This window comes from Halobacterium sp. KA-6 (assembly GCF_021029015.1).
Classification (GTDB): Archaea; Halobacteriota; Halobacteria; order Halobacteriales; family Halobacteriaceae; genus Halobacterium.
Genome location: NZ_JAJJZH010000004.1, coordinates 51,146 through 66,706 on the forward strand (window position 1 = coordinate 51,146; position 15,561 = coordinate 66,706).

Sequence of the window (15,561 nt, forward strand, 5' to 3'; positions counted from 1 at the left end):
GAGGCATCCGCTGACCTCCTCAACCACCGGCCTGCTGGCGGCGTGAGCTGTCCCAGTTGCGGCCTCGCAGCACATACGCCACACCAGCCGCTCGTCCCGGTTGGGGACGGTGCTGTCGCGATTCTCACCTGCCCGAAGCATCAAACCGAGATTATCAACCGATTCCATACTGGTCTCGACACACAGCAGCAACTGACAGCCCAAATTAACACGGCTGCCCACCATGACGTTTCATAGCGAGGTTGTTCACTCGTCTGCTAGCATTTCTAGGTCTTCAGACATGTCCGCAGAGCTCCGCCACTGATGCATAGTCCTCGTCATCAAGTGCTAGCAGAAATGCGAGAAGGTCATCTCAAAGAGAAGGCTCACGTTGTCAATGTTTTCCAAATCTATCGATGCGATTTTCGTGAGTTCATCGATTTGGACGAGTGGTGCAGAATCTTTGTCAGCCATTTTGTTCAGGGCTACCGTCACACTGACCCGCGGTAGTCTATCCGCTATTCCCCCCCTCTATATCGAGCGACTGTTTTAGGTTGAACTCTGAATAAAACCTCAGCAGTCCCGGGGTGAAAGTGAAAGACGCCGGTGCTAATCGAGTTCGCCGTACCCGTCCTCACGCATCAATTCTGCCACCTCTTCGACGTTGTTGAACGCCGCGAGAAGCGCATACTCGCGAGCATCCGTCTTCGCGATGTCATCGGCCCCCAATTCCGACGCGAGTTGACTCCGAAACTCCGATTCCTGGGAGACGACCTCGTCGCGTGCGAACAATTCCAGACGGTTGTCTCGCTCGTCTCCGACGTTGCTCCGACGCACGAAGTATGGGTACCTCGACGAACCCTCGCTGGAATTTGACTTCGTTTCCTCCGTGGCCGTCGATGCACCCGGTCGTCCTGCATCATCTCCATTCGGGCCATCGACCGTCACGTCGGTCTCCTCCTCGGTGCTGGTTGCTTCGGACTCTTCGTGTTCCTCGCTAGACTCGGGTTCTGGACTCTTGTCCGAGTCGTCGTCCTCTTCTCCGAAATCGAGGTTGCCAGACCCCTTCTTCATACCCCCCATCAGTTAGTCACCTCAGGCTCTTCACCGAATGAGGGGCGGAGAGTCACATTCTCGTGGTCCTGAATCTCTAGCGTGAGCTCTTCTGGGATGTCCGCATCGAACGTCTCTGTCCCGATGAAGTACGCCAGCGTCCAGAGATCTTCCAGGGTATCTATCTCACGGTCAGGAACGCGGCGCTGGCCCGGTTCAGAAACCATCTTGCCGTCGACCTCGTGGGTCTTCCAGCGTTCTTCGACTACCTTGAACGCCGACCCACGTGCTTCCCACATCTCGTCCATCATACTCTCGCGGTCAGCTATCGAGACTGGCGTCGCGAACTCTTCAGTCCCCTCGAACTTTTGCTGATACTGTTGGTGGGCGTTCGTCTGCCCGACGCCGCTCGGAACCACACAGGAGAGTCCGACTTGGATATCCAGTTTGTCCTCCATGCCAGTGACCAGCTGTTCTAGGCCGTCGAGACTCAGGTTCCCCTTCCCGGCTGGTTTGACAGGCGCAACGAGAGTTCGAAGGGCGTAGATCGCGTTGTAGAGGAGGTCTTCTGCACGCGCGTTCGGGTCGATGAGAACAGCATCATACTCCTTCTGGAGTTCCTCTTGTTCCCAGAGGAGGTTGTAGAGAAGCTCGAACCGCGGGTAGTCCTCTTTGTCCATCCCCTCCATCTGAGCCTCGTAGGATATCTTCTGTTCGAGATTGCTTGTGAAGTCACCGAGCATATCGTGACTCGGGACGACGTCGACGCCTTCACTGCTCGTCTTGATCAGGTCCTTGAATGGCCCCTTTGGTCGCTCCAGAATGTGACGAACGATGTTGTCTGCGTCGGGGTCGCTACGGTCTTCACCGACGTCGAAGAGGGTGGTGAGGTTCCCCTCTTGGGGGTCCAGGTCGATGACGAGAGTATCAAGACCTGCGCGCTGGAACGCATCTGCGAGGTTTCCGGTCGTAGTGGTCTTGTACGTGCCTCCTGATTCGGAGTAGACGACGAGGGATATCATACACTCCTTCTATTTGGGTGCCTGTTACATATATCTGTGTCAGACAATCGGGCCAGCAATCTGTAACAGCAGTCTGTATCAGCCATCTGTAATAGAGGTAATTTATGCTATAGTACGTCCGAGCGGCCCATATGAGTGCATTTCCCGAATATTGGAAATTAAACCCTCTGTCTGGAATTGTTGACTGTAATGGTAGTCTGTAATTTGTCTCTGGGGCCTATTGCTGTAATCTGGCACGCGACCGCGGGACGAGCTGTCTGATACAGATGGGCGTTACAGATATCTGTAACAGCCAGTAGTTACAGCCGTCCGTTACGAACATTCGGTGACGATAGCCAGCTGGGTTCTCTGTGCGGGGCAAGACGGGACAGAGGCCTGTTACAGAAATTCGGTACAGACGCTCGTCTGGAACTTCACGTCCACGGGGCCGGGGCTGACGCTGGATAGAGGCGAGATGCAGAAACCCCTTACAGACGCCTGTAACAGGCAACGTATTCTGGATTGGTTCTGAAGATGTGGATCGGTCTGCTTCAATTCTCGAGAGTTCTAATGCCGAGCAAGGGTTCAACGCCGGCGGTCGAGAGTCACTTTCGAGGGCGAGGCCTCTGTACCCGCTCTTCGTCCATCTCCAGTGGGAAAACGCCGGAGTAGGCTGTTGTAGCCGCTCAAGACCAGCTTTCTCGGGATTTCGCCGTATCTGACGCTACCAACAGAAGTTGAGACTGGTTGTCTCAATGCATACGGCTTTGAGGCGGATCAATCCCAGAATCTATCAATTCCTCTGGGTCCGTCGTAGGCGCTATTCAGGTAATACACTCGGCGGAAGGTTTTCCTTTACCGCTGTCACCGCTTCGCCCGGCGTGTCTAGGTCGAGTCCCGGCACTGTGTACACAGGCAGGTCGACCATCGATTCGAGTACGTCGGGGTTCGTCCGCTCGGCGAGCGTTTCGCCAGCGTAATCGTTGAGGACGACACCGCACACGTCAAGACCGCGCCGTTCGAGAGCCTTGACGGTCAGCGCGCTATGATTGAGCGTGCCGAGTCCCGAGCGTGCGACTACGAGCGTCGGTAACCCGAGATCGGCGGCTAGGTCGACGACCTCCATCCCCTCAGCGAGCGGCACCCGGAGACCGCCAATCCCTTCGACGATACCCGGGTCAGCAGCCTCTAGTTCGCGCCGACAACCCTGTAGGATCTCGTCGTAAGAGAGGGCGACATCTTCTACATCTGCGGCAACTGCCGGGGCAAGCGCGGGTTCGAGATAGCGCAGGCAGACACTGGCGTCCTCGCTTCCCGCGGCTTCGGCGACGAAGCCAGCGTCGTCGTCCGGTGGAAAGCCAGTCTGTGCGGGCTTGATACCGACTGCATCGCGGCCGCGGTCGCGGAGCCAGCCCACGAGGCCGGCAGTGATGACAGTCTTGCCGACACCTGTCCCGGTGCCAAGCACGAAGAAACTCATCGCAGCCCCACCTCCTCGCCGGCGGCCTCGAACGCGTCGAGACAGCGGTTGAGTTGCTCGCGCGTGTGTGCGGCTGTGGGAGCGACGCGCAGCCGTGACATCCCCACCGGAACGGTCGGCGGGCGGATGGCAGGGGCGAGCACCCCGCGGTCGCGGAGCGCTTCATCGAGCGCGACCGCATCCTCCCGGTCTCCGACCAGCACGGGCAGGATGTGGGTCTCACCGAGCACCTCGAAGCCGAGGTCCTCAAACCCCGACCGGAGGTAATCGGCGTGATTCTGGAGCGTCTGGGGCCGGTCCGTCTCCCGTGCGATACGTAGCGCCTCCTGTGCGGCACCCGCCGCAGGCGGGGAGAGCCCGGTCGAGAAGACGAACGAACGGGCCGCATTCGCCAGGTACTCGATGAGCATCTCATTCCCGGCGACGAACCCGCCCTGGGCACCGAGCGCCTTCGAGAGGGTCCCCAACTGGACATGAACCCGATCTTCGAGTCCCAGCTGACCGACCATGCCGCCGTCGTACACGCCCGTCGCGTGGGCTTCGTCGACCATCACCCACGCGCCGTGGCGCTCGGCGGCCGAACATATCATTCTGAGTGGAGCGATGTCGCCATCCATGCTGAATACCGAATCTGTCACGACCAGCCAGGATTCCTCCCCATCTGCTTCGCGGGCACGGCGATCCATGGTCGCCCGGAGGTCGCTGGCGTCACAGTGGTCGTACACCTCGATATCGGCGCCGGAGAGCCGACAGCCGTCGATGATGGAGGCATGGTTGAGTTCGTCGGAGAAGATCGCGTCGGGGGCGAGCGCCGTAATCGTCCCAATGTTGGCGGCGTACCCCGAGGAGAACGCCAGCGCACGCTCGGTTTCTTTCGATTTGACGAGTGCGTGTTCGAGCTTGCGGTGAGCGGATGTATCGCCCACGACGAGCCGGCTGGCGCCCGCGCCAGTGCCGACTTCATGGGCTGTCCGGGCGGCTGCCTCGGCCAGTCTGGCGTCTCCCGCGAGCCCGAGGTAGTCGTTGGCTGCGAACACCAGCATTTCCTCGGCATCGGCGTCGAAGGCCGGTACGTCGGCACCGGGGTCGGGCACCCGGCGAGCCCTCGGCTCGACACGGTCGACAGGAGCGAGGTCGCGACGGAGCCCACGCTCTTCCCGGGACTGGAGGCGTGCTTCGAGGTCGAACCCTCGATCCATCTGCTGCTGCACGGTTCAGAACCCGGGCATGAGCTCGGCAGGCCCGTAGACGCCGTAATCGCCGGTCCAGTTGCGGCGGACGGCAGCCTTCAGGTAGCCGAGTGCAGGGCCGTTCACGTTGGCTTCCATGCTCGTGTCGTCGTCGAGTTCGAACGTGTTGGTACCGACCTCGCCATCGAACGTGCGACCGGTGACTTTGACGGTCGTCGTTGTGGGCTTCTCGTCGTTGCGAAGGTCAAGGACGCCGCCGACGGTCACGTCCTCAGCGTCGCAGATACCCGCCCGTTCGAGAAGCACGTCGTCGGCGTGCTCCATGTCGTTGAACTCGATGACGCCGTCGTGAGCGTCGACGATTTCCTCGATCTCCTCGTCCGAAAGGGCGCGTGCCGATTCGATGTCGTAGTCGGGGAGGTGGGCGATGTCCTCGCGGACGGTGCCGCGGTTGTCCTCGTAGCCGGATTTGAGGCCGACGCCCCACCAGATTTCGACCTCCTCGATCTCGATGAACGACTGGGCGGCGAGTGCCGCCGCGCCCGTGAGGAGGCCGGGTGTCGCGCCCGCACCGCAGACAAATGTGATGCCTGATTCTTCCAGTTGTTCCTCGCGGTCGTCGAGCATGACGATGACACGTGAACGCTTGAGCACGTCGACGAGGACGCCCTCGTAGCCTGCGTTCGCGAAGCGCTCGGCGACAGTCGGAATGAAGTCGTGTTCGAGGTTCGGAAGCGCGATGAGTACCGCGTCGATGGCCTCGTGTTCGGCGATGATGTCCTCGATGGGCGTCTCCGTCGGCTCGGCCTGTGCGGAGGCGACGACGCCCTTGTCGTCGCCGTGTTCCTTGATGTCGTCACCGCCGGATTCAACGGTAGTCCCGCCGTCGGAAGCGATGTTCCCCTCCGTTGCGGCCAGCAGTTCGTCCACATCAAGGCCGTCGTGGTTGACGGCAACTCCATGGCGGTCGCAGGCTGCGATAGGGGTGAGTTCGTCTTTGTCCGCGGAGACTTCGAGTGCGCGACGGCCGATACCACCAGTGCCGAGAACGGCGAAGTTGATGTCGTTCATAGCTGTTGCTGTATCTCTGTGTTAGTCATCAGACAGTTCCGCCTTGCTCGTGGCTGTCCCGACCGCCGTACCCGCGGGGTCGGCCGAGTCGCCATCACGGGATTTCACTTCTTCCGGGTCGAAATCGTTGACCTCGGTATTGGGCTCCATGCCGGCCTGCTCCATCATCTCGATGTCGTCGCCGGGGGACTGGCCCTCGGTTGTGAGGTAGTTCCCGGTGAGGATGCCATCCGCGCCGGCCTCGAAGGGAAGGTGTTGCTCGTCCTCAGCGAAGTTGACCTCGCGACCGCCGGTGAGCCGCACTCGCGCGTGCGGGTGGAGCAGTCGGTAGACCGCGATGGTCTTGATGGTCTCCGCCGTGGAGATGAGTGCTTCCTCTCGGTCGTCGAACATCGTCCCGGCGACCGGATTGAGGATGTTGACGGGGAGCGAGGAGACCCCGATGTCCTGGAGCGCGATGGCCGCGTCCACGCGGTCGGTAGGCGATTCGCCCATGCCCAGGATAACGCCGGCACAGAGGTCCATACCGGCTTCCTTGGCGACTTCGAGCGTCTTCACGCGGTCTTCGAAGTCATGGGTCCCGACGATTTCGGGGAAGAAACGCGGCGAGGTTTCGATGTTGTGGTTGTAGTGATTGAGCCCTTCGTCCGCGAGAATCGCGGCCTCTTCTTCGGTGAGGATCCCGAGGGAGGCGTCGACTTCGACGTCGGTTTCGTCTCGTACTAAGCGGATTGCGCGGATGACGTCGTCCCACTCGTCGGGGCGTTTTTCCTTGGAGACGCCTTTCTCGGCGACGACGACGCCAAAGCGCTGGGCGCCGTCGCGTTCGGCTTGCTTGGCCGCCTTGAGAATTTGTTCGGGGTCGAGAAAGCCGTAGGTGTCGATACCAGTGTCGAAGTGGACTGACTGCGCACAGAACCCACAGTCCTCTGCGCAGTTGCCCGCCTTCGCGTTCACGATGGAACACGCGTCGACAGTGTCGTCGCCGAGCTGGGAGCGGACGTAGTCCGCTCCCTCGGCGAGGGGCTCGACCGTCTGGGCAATCAGTGCGAGTCCATCCCGGCGGTCGAGTGTCTCGCCGTCGAGTACGCGGGCGACAGCGTCGTCGACGGTGCGATTTCCTGTCTCGTAAACCATGCTAGCCAAGCCAGTTGACGAAGATATAATTCTTGGGTTTCCATTCACGGCAGTGCTCAGATAAGGATGGAGGGTGAGGCGGAGCGAGGTCGAGGCGATTGATCTTGCGGAGACAGTGAGTGCTGGCAGACCATTCCAACAGCCGATACGACGCTGGTCACCGACACAGAGCAAACAATTCAGGCTGATGCGAGTCGGCTCCGGCAAGGGTGGAGAATTTGATTTGGAATGCGGTCGAATACGGGATTGCGGACGTGCCTATGACGATTGGTGAGTTGGAGGACGGCTTCTACGTGGCAGCCGCTGGGCCGGGTATCTCTGAAGACGTAGGTGAGCAGGTGTTTGAATTGGAGGACTCAACCAACGGTGAGGGCCTGGGCTGTATATCGTCAAGCAGTTCGTTGACGCTCACGGGTGGGAGATCACCGTGACCGACAGCGACGAGGAAGGCGCACGATTCGAAATTACTAGTGTCCAGACTGATAGATAGACGCTCTGAGTCGGTCACGCTACAATGGTTGAAATAGACCGAGAGGAATCGGTAAGTACAGGATACATAGTCAGCACAGGTTTCGAAGTCGCGATCACTCGTATTGAGTGGCCCAAAAATAAATTTCAGAACTGTTGAAGGTTAATCGTCTGCGTGTGATTCTGCAGGAGTAAATGTGACACCATTGATTTCGACTTCATCAGGAACGCGACTCGTGTCATGGGTTCCAACCGGCGGGAGATTCACATCCGCAGCAGGCGAAGCGTCAAGGTTAGTCTCGTCATCAATCGAAGACATCTCACCGTCGGCATCCCGTGCGTCCTGATCAATTCGCATCGAGCAGAACTCGACACCACACATCGAGCAGAAACGAGCTTCCTTGTAGTTGTCGCCAGGCAATGTCTGATCGTGGTATTCTTGGGCACGCTCGGGATCCAGTGCGAGTTCGAATTGCCTGCGCCAATCGAACTCGTAGCGCGCTTCGGAAAGTGCATCATCCCAGTCACGTGCACCCGGAAGATCATTCGCGACGTCAGCAGCGTGGGCTGCAATCCGATAGGCTGCGAGACCGTCTCTCACGTCCTCTTCGTCAGGGAGACCGAGATGTTCCTTCGGTGTAACATAACACAACATCGCCGCTCCTGCACGAGCAGCCTCGGTCGCCCCAATCGCGCTTGTGATATGATCGTAGCCCGGCGCGACATCGGTGACTAGCGGGCCGAGGACGTAGAATGGTGCACCGTCACAGACGTCTTGTTGGCGTTCGACGTTATCGGCGATCTCGTCTATTGGGACGTGTCCGGGGCCTTCAACCATGACTTGAACGCCGTGGTCCCATGCGGTCCGAGTCAGTTCGCCGAGTGTGTCGAGTTCGGCGAACTGGGCTTCGTCGCTCGCATCTGCGAGACAACCGGGACGGAGGCCATCGCCCAATGAGAACGTCACGTCGTGTTCCGCGAAGATTTCGCAGATTTCCTCGAATTTCGTGTACAGCGGGTTCTGCATCCCATTCTCTTCGATCCACTGGGCTAATATAGACCCCCCTCGCGAGACGATTCCAGTCTTTCGGCCGTCTGTCAGTGGAAGATGTTCCATCAGCACGCCTGCATGGATAGTCATATAATCGACGCCCTGCCTGGCTTGCTTCTCGATAATGTCGAGCAGCAGTTCGTGGGTGATCTCGGCGGGACTGTCAACACGCTTGACAGCCTCGTAAATCGGGACGGTTCCGACCGGCACGGGTGAATGCTCGATATTAGCGCTACGGATGTCATCAAGATCCTCGCCGGTTGAAAGGTCCATCACAGTGTCGGCACCATAGTGGACCGCAGTGTGGAGTTTCTGGAGTTCGCCTTCGATACCACTAGTCGTGTCGCTATTGCCAATGTTCGCGTTGACCTTTGTAGAAAATTCCCGTCCGATAATCATCGGGTCAAGCGATTCGTGCGCATGATTGTTCGGAATGACGGCTTGTCCGTCGGCAACCTGCTGTCGAACAAAGTCCGGATCACAGTTTTCGCGCTCGGCAACTCGTTTCATAGCAGATGTGATTTCGCCTGCTTTGGCCAGCTGGATCTGAGTCTTTGCCATCAATAACCAAGTTATACTACTAAGTAATATAGCCTATGGGAAGGACGACTTGTATTCGCCACTCTGTAGCGGAGTGAGATTTGAGTAAAACTACTTTCTGCGAGCGTGTCATAGAAAAGTTCACGCACAGTTTCTTTCGGGGTAGTAACTAGCGAATCTCCTGCTAAACTCTCCCGCACACCGACCTCTTGCTGCAGTCGCTCGCGTTGCTCGCTCCTTGGAAAAAGCTCGACCAAAAGCCTGCGAGCCTCCCGATGGTCGGCTCTTGGCCTCGCCTTCGGCGAGCGAACCGGCGACCTTCCGGGTCCTCCGGACCGCTCGGTCGCCGGACAGCTGCGGTAACTAGATCCTCTATACTGATCAGTTAGACGGATTCTTGGCCGGGTCGTGGCCAGTATCTCGTAGTGGTTGCGACCTGGGAGTCACAGCGCACGGTCTTTCGACGAATCGCTCAACAGCCGTACGTCCAGTGGCCAGTCTATGATTTGACGCCGTTGTACGATCAAACCTCACTCGCCGGATTAGAATCGGATATTCAAATCGTCTCGGAAGTCTGGTTTACTCACCACGAACACGACTCACTGGAGCAGTTCATCTGCACACTCCCAATAGCCTACTTCAGATTCGAGGCCCACGACCGCTACAGAAGATCGACATGCTACGAGATGGATACCCTCTTTCGTGTGTTCATGCTGAAAGAACTCCACGGATGGAAGAACGAAACAGCACTCCTCGAGTACCTTGATAGCCATCCCGAACTTTGTGAACGCCTAGAGTTGGGGACGGTTCCCGATCAATCGACACTGTGGCGCACATGGAACGAGCGCTTCACGCGAGATCTTCGGGACACTGTCCAGAAAGCGGCTCGAACAATCCTGATCAAAGCACAGAACGCAGGTGTCGCGGTACCACGCGAACCAGAACGAAACCTCCCGGGGCGAGGCGACGACGCTACTGAATCGGACCCAAACGACCAAGCCATCCTCGACAAGGCAGGGAAGATCACCGACCACATCAGTCGCGTCGTGTTCCCCGCGTTCTCGCTCAACCGGGGCGAGGGCTGTGAGATTCCTGAGAACGCCTACTGGGGCTTACAGACCTATCTGGGGCTCCGTGAGAACTTGGCCGCCAACGAGGGCGCTCAGAGCTTCATCCACGAGTCGACGCGTGATCGAACACCACTCGGACACGGCCACCGCGACCAGATTCGTGACCTCCCTATCGAGCAGATCCGCGAGATGTACCGACAGGCCGTCCAGCAACTCACCAACGAACTTGCGGGGACGGAGGAGTTCTTCCGAGCTGGAATCGTCGCGATCGACATCACTGAGGACGATCCCTTCACGGGCGACCGAACCGGCCACGAGGACGAGATAATCGGAACGAAGGAGAAGAACGACGAGTACGCCTACCAATGGGCGACCGTCCAGCTGGTCGGCAACGCTGTTCCGCTCGTGCTTGATGCCCGCCCAGTTCGACGAGGCGAGTCACGAAAGGAGATCGTCAAGGACCTGCTCAACTCCGCTGAAGAGCTCGTTCACGTCGATAACGTGCTAATGGACCGAGAGTTCGATAGTCAGCACCTCTTGGAGATGATTAGCCAGCGGGGACTCTCCTCTGTTGTCCCAAAGCGGATGCAGGCTAGCGAGAAAGCCCAGGCAAAACGACTCCTCCAACGGGGGCAAGACCGGTACGAGACCGACCGGAAGCTCCATCTCGGGAAGAATGAGTGGCACGAGACGACGCTGATCTACCGACGTAAAGAGAACTCTGAACACGACGATCACCGGCAGTACTCGGTGTTCATGTCCAACCGAGGTGGCGGCTTTCTCAGTGAGTACGGCCATCGGTGGGAGATTGAGAGTGGCTATCGGTCGATCAAGCGATTCATGGCTGCCACGACGTCGACGAATTTCGGACTGCGGTTCTTCTACTTCGCGTTCGCCTGTTTATTGTACTCGATTTGGCGAGCAGTCGACCTACTCGTCCAAGTCGAGTTGACGGGTGAGTACGAACACTCACCCATTGTGACGGCCGACAATACGCTGACGCTGCTGAAGAAGGAGACTGGAATTGGATAGGGCGGTACTCGGTCCGGGGCAATGCGGATTCCTGAGTGGCAACGCTGTCGGGGATCTCGGAAACTCACCGATCTGGTCGGTAGTACGACACGAGAAGATCCTCGAAAGAGGATTCGAAGCGTCCTCCCCTCACAAATTCGCCCGAAACCACGCATTACAGCCCCGCTAAACCCGCCGTAGTCTCACCTTCCAGGGCCCGACAGTAGTTGAGACAGGTCGTCTCAATGCATATGGCATTCTGGCACAGTTCATAAATAGTATGAAAACGTAGTCTCGGATAGAACGATGGCACGAATCACCGGCTCCTATCCAGACGATCTCGACCTCCTCATCGAGGGTGCTGTCGAGGCAGGTGTGTTCGGGGGAAAGAGCGATGCGCTGCGAGAGTTCGTGCGTGAGTACTTCGAAGACCACGAAAACGAACGCATCGCTGCTGCAGTCGCCCTCTACGAACGCGAACGAATTACGCTCGGTGATGCTGCGAGGCTCGCTGATGTCGACCGCTGGACGATGCGGGATATTCTCCGTGAGCACGGTGTGGAACTCCGACTCGGGCTCGTTGACGAAGACGACGCAGCCTACGAGGTAGAGGCAGCACCCGAACTCGAATTCGATGATGAGGACTCATCTGATGAGGAGTCACGTGTTAAATGACAGGTGACGATCTCCCAGCGAACCCGAGCGTCTTGAACACGACTGTACTCTCGAATTTTGCGTACATCGATCAGCTGTGGGTAGTTGCTTCCCTCTCTGGAATCTGTACGGTACCAGTCGTCCGTGAGGAGCTCGAACACGGCGTTGATAACCACTCATATCTCCAGTCAGCACTCGATACGCTTGACGACGAAATCCCAGTCGCGACTATTTCGGATACTGTCGCAAACAGAGAAGCCGTTGTTGGTGGGCATCTCGACCCCGGGGAAGCACAGGCGTTCGCCCTCGCCGACGCACACGACGGTCGACTGCTGACAGACGACGGAGATGCCCGGTCGTTTGCGAAAGACCAGGGTGTGACCGTTGTCGGGTCAGTTGGCGTTCTGTTGGCTGCAATCGATGCGGGGAAGATCGATGAATCAACCGCTGACGAGTGGCTGTCGACGTGGATCGACGAGATCGGCTACTACGTCCCGTATCGAACGATCTCCGAGTATCGGTGACTGATTTAGAGTTCGAAACACCTGATTAGTGTGCTCGTGAACACGTCTATTACCGATGAGTGAAGCCGACAGACGGCTGTCCGAGGAGAGCGAGCAACGGTTTCTAGACCTGTACGCTCATCTGTTGGTGTATGTCAACGACCGATTCGAGGTCATCGAAGAGATTGAAACGGTCGCTGATCTTGAACAGCACTATACTGACGAGCTTCTCCCGCTCCGAAACACGCTGTACAACGAGTCGACGACGGACCTGATAGAAGACTTTGTTGAAGAGAATCCTCCCGACCTGTCGGAGACTGATCTCGAACAGGTCGCAGCGTGGACTGACTTCGTCGCCGGAGAGTTCGTCGTCGTCCGCTATCGCGAGGACGACGCGATCTTTCTCGATTGGACAGAACCGCCAAAAGCATACGCAGTCCGCCCGGCTCGGCTTCCGTTCGCCGAACTATGGGACGAGTCCGCACTTCCAGTCCCGGTTTCGAGTGTCGTCCTATTGCCGTTCGAGGACCAGATCGTCTACGATGGATGGATCGGTGTCAAGAACATCATCTTCGGGGGCTCGCTCAGCACTGACATCGACGACGAGTATGAGGAGGCCAAACATCGCTTCGGCATAATCGACTCGCTTCCAGCACCCGAGGAAGCCGAAAAGACGGATGCTGAGAAGTTGCGCTTCTACATGAAGAACAAGCGCAACCGAGAGCGATACGCGTCGGAGATCGAGCAGTTACGGGAGAAAACCGACAAACTGGAGCGGATTTACCATCAAGAGATGGGGAAGGCCCGAGCTCGAAGTTTGGGTCGCGAACTGCGCGAGTTGGAACTCAACGAAGCCTATGTAGCGATCTACGATGATCGGATCATCACCAGTGCCCCCTCCGAATCCGAGGTTCGCGAGCTACTCGAAGAGATTATGCCCGCTGGGAAGGCTGACCACCCCTACATCTACCACTTCGATCCCTGACCGAGAGTCCACAGCCTACGAATGGAGTTGCGTGACAGTCGATGCGATTTCGCTCTTGGTCGGTTCGCTTGAGAACTCGAACACGCTGTCCCCGACACCGAAGGCGTACCTCTGGTAGGGGACGTCGACGTGAATCCAGCATTCGACATCGCTGTCTGTCCCCTTATACTCGGCTTCACCTGTATTCTCTCCGTGCTTCAGCACATCGAGCAGGTACTCTTCGATATGTGGCGCATTCGCGATCCGCAAGAGATGGTCGGCAGCGACGTTGTCCAACACGTCTGCTGGGGTTCCGTATCCGTCGCCGACGAGATAGAACTTGCCGTCGTACTCGTGTGACTCGATCTGAACACGGAGTGCGTACGTCTCAGCCATATCGGTATTTCCGAAGAGCCACGTATCAGACTGTCTGTTGAAGAGATGACCCGCTAGTGGCCGTGTCGTGAACAAGATTTAGTCGGAATGGCACGCAACCACTGTATATGTCTTTCACCGCCAGCTGGCACACGCTTCTCGAGGAACTCGACGACCTCCCCGAGAGTGCGACGCTCATCACGTCACTCTCCCATCAGCGATTTCGTATTACTGACGTGCAGGACGCTCGCGTCATCATTCAGTTCGAAGACAGCAACGAGACGCGGCCACTCCAGCGCGACCAGTTCGAAACGCTCTATCGACGAATTGAGGACGCCCCCGACGGGTTTGACCTTGATCGTCTCCCGCCGGATGCCGACCCATACCCGGCGGTGTGGAGTGTCCATCCACGATTCGAGGTTGATGAGGACGCTGGCATCATCACACAATCAGCGGTTGCGACGGCAACGCAGGTGATGGGTGCAGAGCAGGAACCAACGGACGAGGAACGAACTGAACCCGACGGACTTGATGTCTACTCGGATGCGCTCCTCCTCATTGACGCACTCGAACGTCACGATGTGACTGATCTCTCTGAACTGGAGACGGACGCGTTGGTGAATCTCTACACTCTGCTTTCGGATGTCCAGCGAGATGCTAACGAATTCCGCAAGGAGATCGCGGATGTCCTCCTCGCTCGGCTCCATCACGACCGTCCGGTTTCCGGGCAGTATGGCTCCGTCCAACGGACGAGTCGCCGTAACCGCTCGCTCAAAGACGATGAGGAGGTACTGGAACGCCTCGAGAACGCTGGCATCGACCGCGAACGTGTGCTGAGCGTCGACCGCTCGAAAGTCGATGAAGCGCTTGAAGTCACCACGCTCTCCGAATCCGATGTGTATGAGGTCGAAGAAAGCGAATACGTTCGCAAAGCAGAGGTCGATGAAGATGTCAAAGAGTCCCGATTGCAGGGGTTGAAAGACCGCCTTGCTGCCAGCGAGGACGACGAGGCGAACCAGCTCCGAGAGGAGATCGAGGACCTCGAGCAGCGTATCGACGACCTCACCAGCTTCCGCACAGGTACGGAGATGCAAGGATGACTGCCTACCGCTTTCGCGTCAAGTTCGCCCCCGACCCCACGTCGCTGTGGCGGGATATCGTCGTTGGTGCGGACAGAACGATCGCCGAGTTTCAGTCGGCGATCAACCCTGCGGTCGGACTCGATCAGGGCCACCTCTGGTTCGTCGGGGAGGATGAAGACTACTGGGACAGCGCCGTCAAATACCAGTGTCCGCAGGAGTACGAGGAGTCGCTTGGTGGTGATCCGGTATTGCGTACGGAACGGATTGAGAACGCTGACGAGGTGACGATCAGCGAGATGACTCGCCAGCTCGGCCTCGAACAGTATGACCGTATCTGCTACCTCTATGACTACGGCGACGAATGGCGGTTCTACGCAATCTTGAAAGAGATTCTCAGCGATGATCCGAGCGACAAACCACCCGAGGGTATGAAAGAGAAAGGCGAGTCCATCGACGACCAGTACGACGCACCAGGAGCCGCTGAAAGCGATTCGCCTCTCCCTGACCCACTCTATTCAGTGCTCCCTGAAACTGCTGTCCCTGTTACGGATCTGCGTGAGTTGGAGAAGCGAAATGGTATCGTCCACGTCATACCACTGCTCAGTCTCGAAACCGGATTCGGGGCGGTCTGCGAGCGGTTCGCGATTCAGTTCGAAGAGAGGGGATACGTCCTCGAAAACTTTCAGCCGGGGTGGCAGGTCGTCGAGGAAGTCGACGGGGTAGACAAGACGGAGGAAGAACTCCTCGCGGCCCTTGCGGACGCAGTACGTGGATGGCACGCTGAAATCGCGGAGATATCGGGGGCGATGACAGGGCAGCATTTCGACGAGGAGACTGTCGAAGCGATGCACGTCGAACTGGAAGCAGAACTCGAGCGCATAGGATACGGCCACCTGTAGGCTGCTCTCTTGACTGTCTGCCGAAGAGAACGA

14 protein-coding genes are annotated in these 15,561 nt (G+C 58.0%); 6 read left to right on the forward strand and 8 right to left on the reverse strand.

The window, feature by feature from the left end:
- Positions 1–588: 588 nt before the first annotated feature.
- From LPA46_RS10060 to thiC, 7 genes are all read right to left on the reverse strand, one after another.
- Complete coding sequence (locus tag LPA46_RS10060; RefSeq protein WP_049983659.1) at positions 589–1,062, reverse strand: hypothetical protein; 474 nt, start codon at positions 1,060–1,062, stop codon at positions 589–591.
- Complete coding sequence (locus tag LPA46_RS10065) at positions 1,062–2,054, reverse strand: ParA family protein (protein ID WP_049983660.1); 993 nt, start codon at positions 2,052–2,054, stop codon at positions 1,062–1,064. Before LPA46_RS10065 ends, LPA46_RS10060 begins: the two co-directional genes overlap by 1 nt.
- Positions 2,055–2,853: 799 nt before the next feature.
- On the reverse strand, positions 2,854–3,513 hold the full coding sequence (gene bioD / locus LPA46_RS10070) for a dethiobiotin synthase (protein ID WP_049983661.1): 660 nt from the start codon (positions 3,511–3,513) through the stop codon (positions 2,854–2,856).
- The gene (locus tag LPA46_RS10075; protein WP_049983662.1) at positions 3,510–4,712 is read right to left on the reverse strand and encodes an aminotransferase class I/II-fold pyridoxal phosphate-dependent enzyme; all 1,203 of its coding nucleotides are present in this window, start codon (positions 4,710–4,712) and stop codon (positions 3,510–3,512) included. The genes bioD and LPA46_RS10075 overlap by 4 nt, the downstream gene beginning before the upstream one ends.
- 15 nt (positions 4,713–4,727) lie before the next feature.
- The gene (locus tag LPA46_RS10080) at positions 4,728–5,774 is read right to left on the reverse strand and encodes a hypothetical protein (protein WP_049983663.1); all 1,047 of its coding nucleotides are present in this window, start codon (positions 5,772–5,774) and stop codon (positions 4,728–4,730) included.
- Between the two features lie 21 nt (positions 5,775–5,795).
- Positions 5,796–6,911, reverse strand: coding sequence for a biotin synthase BioB (gene bioB / locus LPA46_RS10085; RefSeq protein ID WP_049983664.1), 1,116 nt, complete (start codon positions 6,909–6,911; stop codon positions 5,796–5,798).
- A gap of 631 nt (positions 6,912–7,542) precedes the next feature.
- Positions 7,543–8,991 carry a phosphomethylpyrimidine synthase ThiC gene (gene thiC / locus LPA46_RS10090; protein ID WP_049983665.1) on the reverse strand — a complete coding sequence of 483 codons (1,449 nt, stop codon included), beginning with the start codon at positions 8,989–8,991 and terminating at the stop codon, positions 7,543–7,545.
- A 404-nt stretch (positions 8,992–9,395) separates the two neighbouring features.
- Here thiC and LPA46_RS10095 point away from each other — a divergent pair, with 404 nt between their 5' ends.
- From LPA46_RS10095 to LPA46_RS10110, 4 genes are all read left to right on the forward strand, one after another.
- The gene (locus LPA46_RS10095) at positions 9,396–11,072 is read left to right on the forward strand and encodes a transposase (RefSeq protein WP_080506105.1); all 1,677 of its coding nucleotides are present in this window, start codon (positions 9,396–9,398) and stop codon (positions 11,070–11,072) included.
- Positions 11,073–11,357: 285 nt separating this feature from the next.
- A complete protein-coding gene (locus tag LPA46_RS10100; RefSeq protein ID WP_089649976.1) occupies positions 11,358–11,726 on the forward strand; it encodes a UPF0175 family protein in 369 nt (122 codons plus the stop codon).
- Positions 11,723–12,229: a twitching motility protein PilT gene (locus LPA46_RS10105; RefSeq protein ID WP_089649977.1), complete on the forward strand. Its 507-nt coding sequence runs from the start codon at positions 11,723–11,725 to the stop codon at positions 12,227–12,229. Before LPA46_RS10100 ends, LPA46_RS10105 begins: the two co-directional genes overlap by 4 nt.
- 55 nt (positions 12,230–12,284) lie before the next feature.
- Positions 12,285–13,193 (forward strand): hypothetical protein, encoded by a 909-nt coding sequence (locus LPA46_RS10110; protein ID WP_089649978.1) that lies wholly within the window; start codon positions 12,285–12,287, stop codon positions 13,191–13,193.
- A gap of 15 nt (positions 13,194–13,208) precedes the next feature.
- On the opposite strand, the gene LPA46_RS10115 is transcribed toward LPA46_RS10110, so the two are convergent.
- A complete protein-coding gene (locus tag LPA46_RS10115; RefSeq protein WP_089649979.1) occupies positions 13,209–13,568 on the reverse strand; it encodes a hypothetical protein in 360 nt (119 codons plus the stop codon).
- A 107-nt stretch (positions 13,569–13,675) separates the two neighbouring features.
- Here LPA46_RS10115 and LPA46_RS10120 point away from each other — a divergent pair, with 107 nt between their 5' ends.
- Both LPA46_RS10120 and LPA46_RS10125 read left to right on the forward strand, forming a co-directional pair.
- Positions 13,676–14,647 carry a hypothetical protein gene (locus tag LPA46_RS10120; RefSeq protein WP_089649980.1) on the forward strand — a complete coding sequence of 324 codons (972 nt, stop codon included), beginning with the start codon at positions 13,676–13,678 and terminating at the stop codon, positions 14,645–14,647.
- Positions 14,644–15,528: an IS1096 element passenger TnpR family protein gene (locus LPA46_RS10125; RefSeq protein ID WP_089649981.1), complete on the forward strand. Its 885-nt coding sequence runs from the start codon at positions 14,644–14,646 to the stop codon at positions 15,526–15,528. Before LPA46_RS10120 ends, LPA46_RS10125 begins: the two co-directional genes overlap by 4 nt.
- The last annotated feature ends 33 nt before the right edge of the window (positions 15,529–15,561 follow it).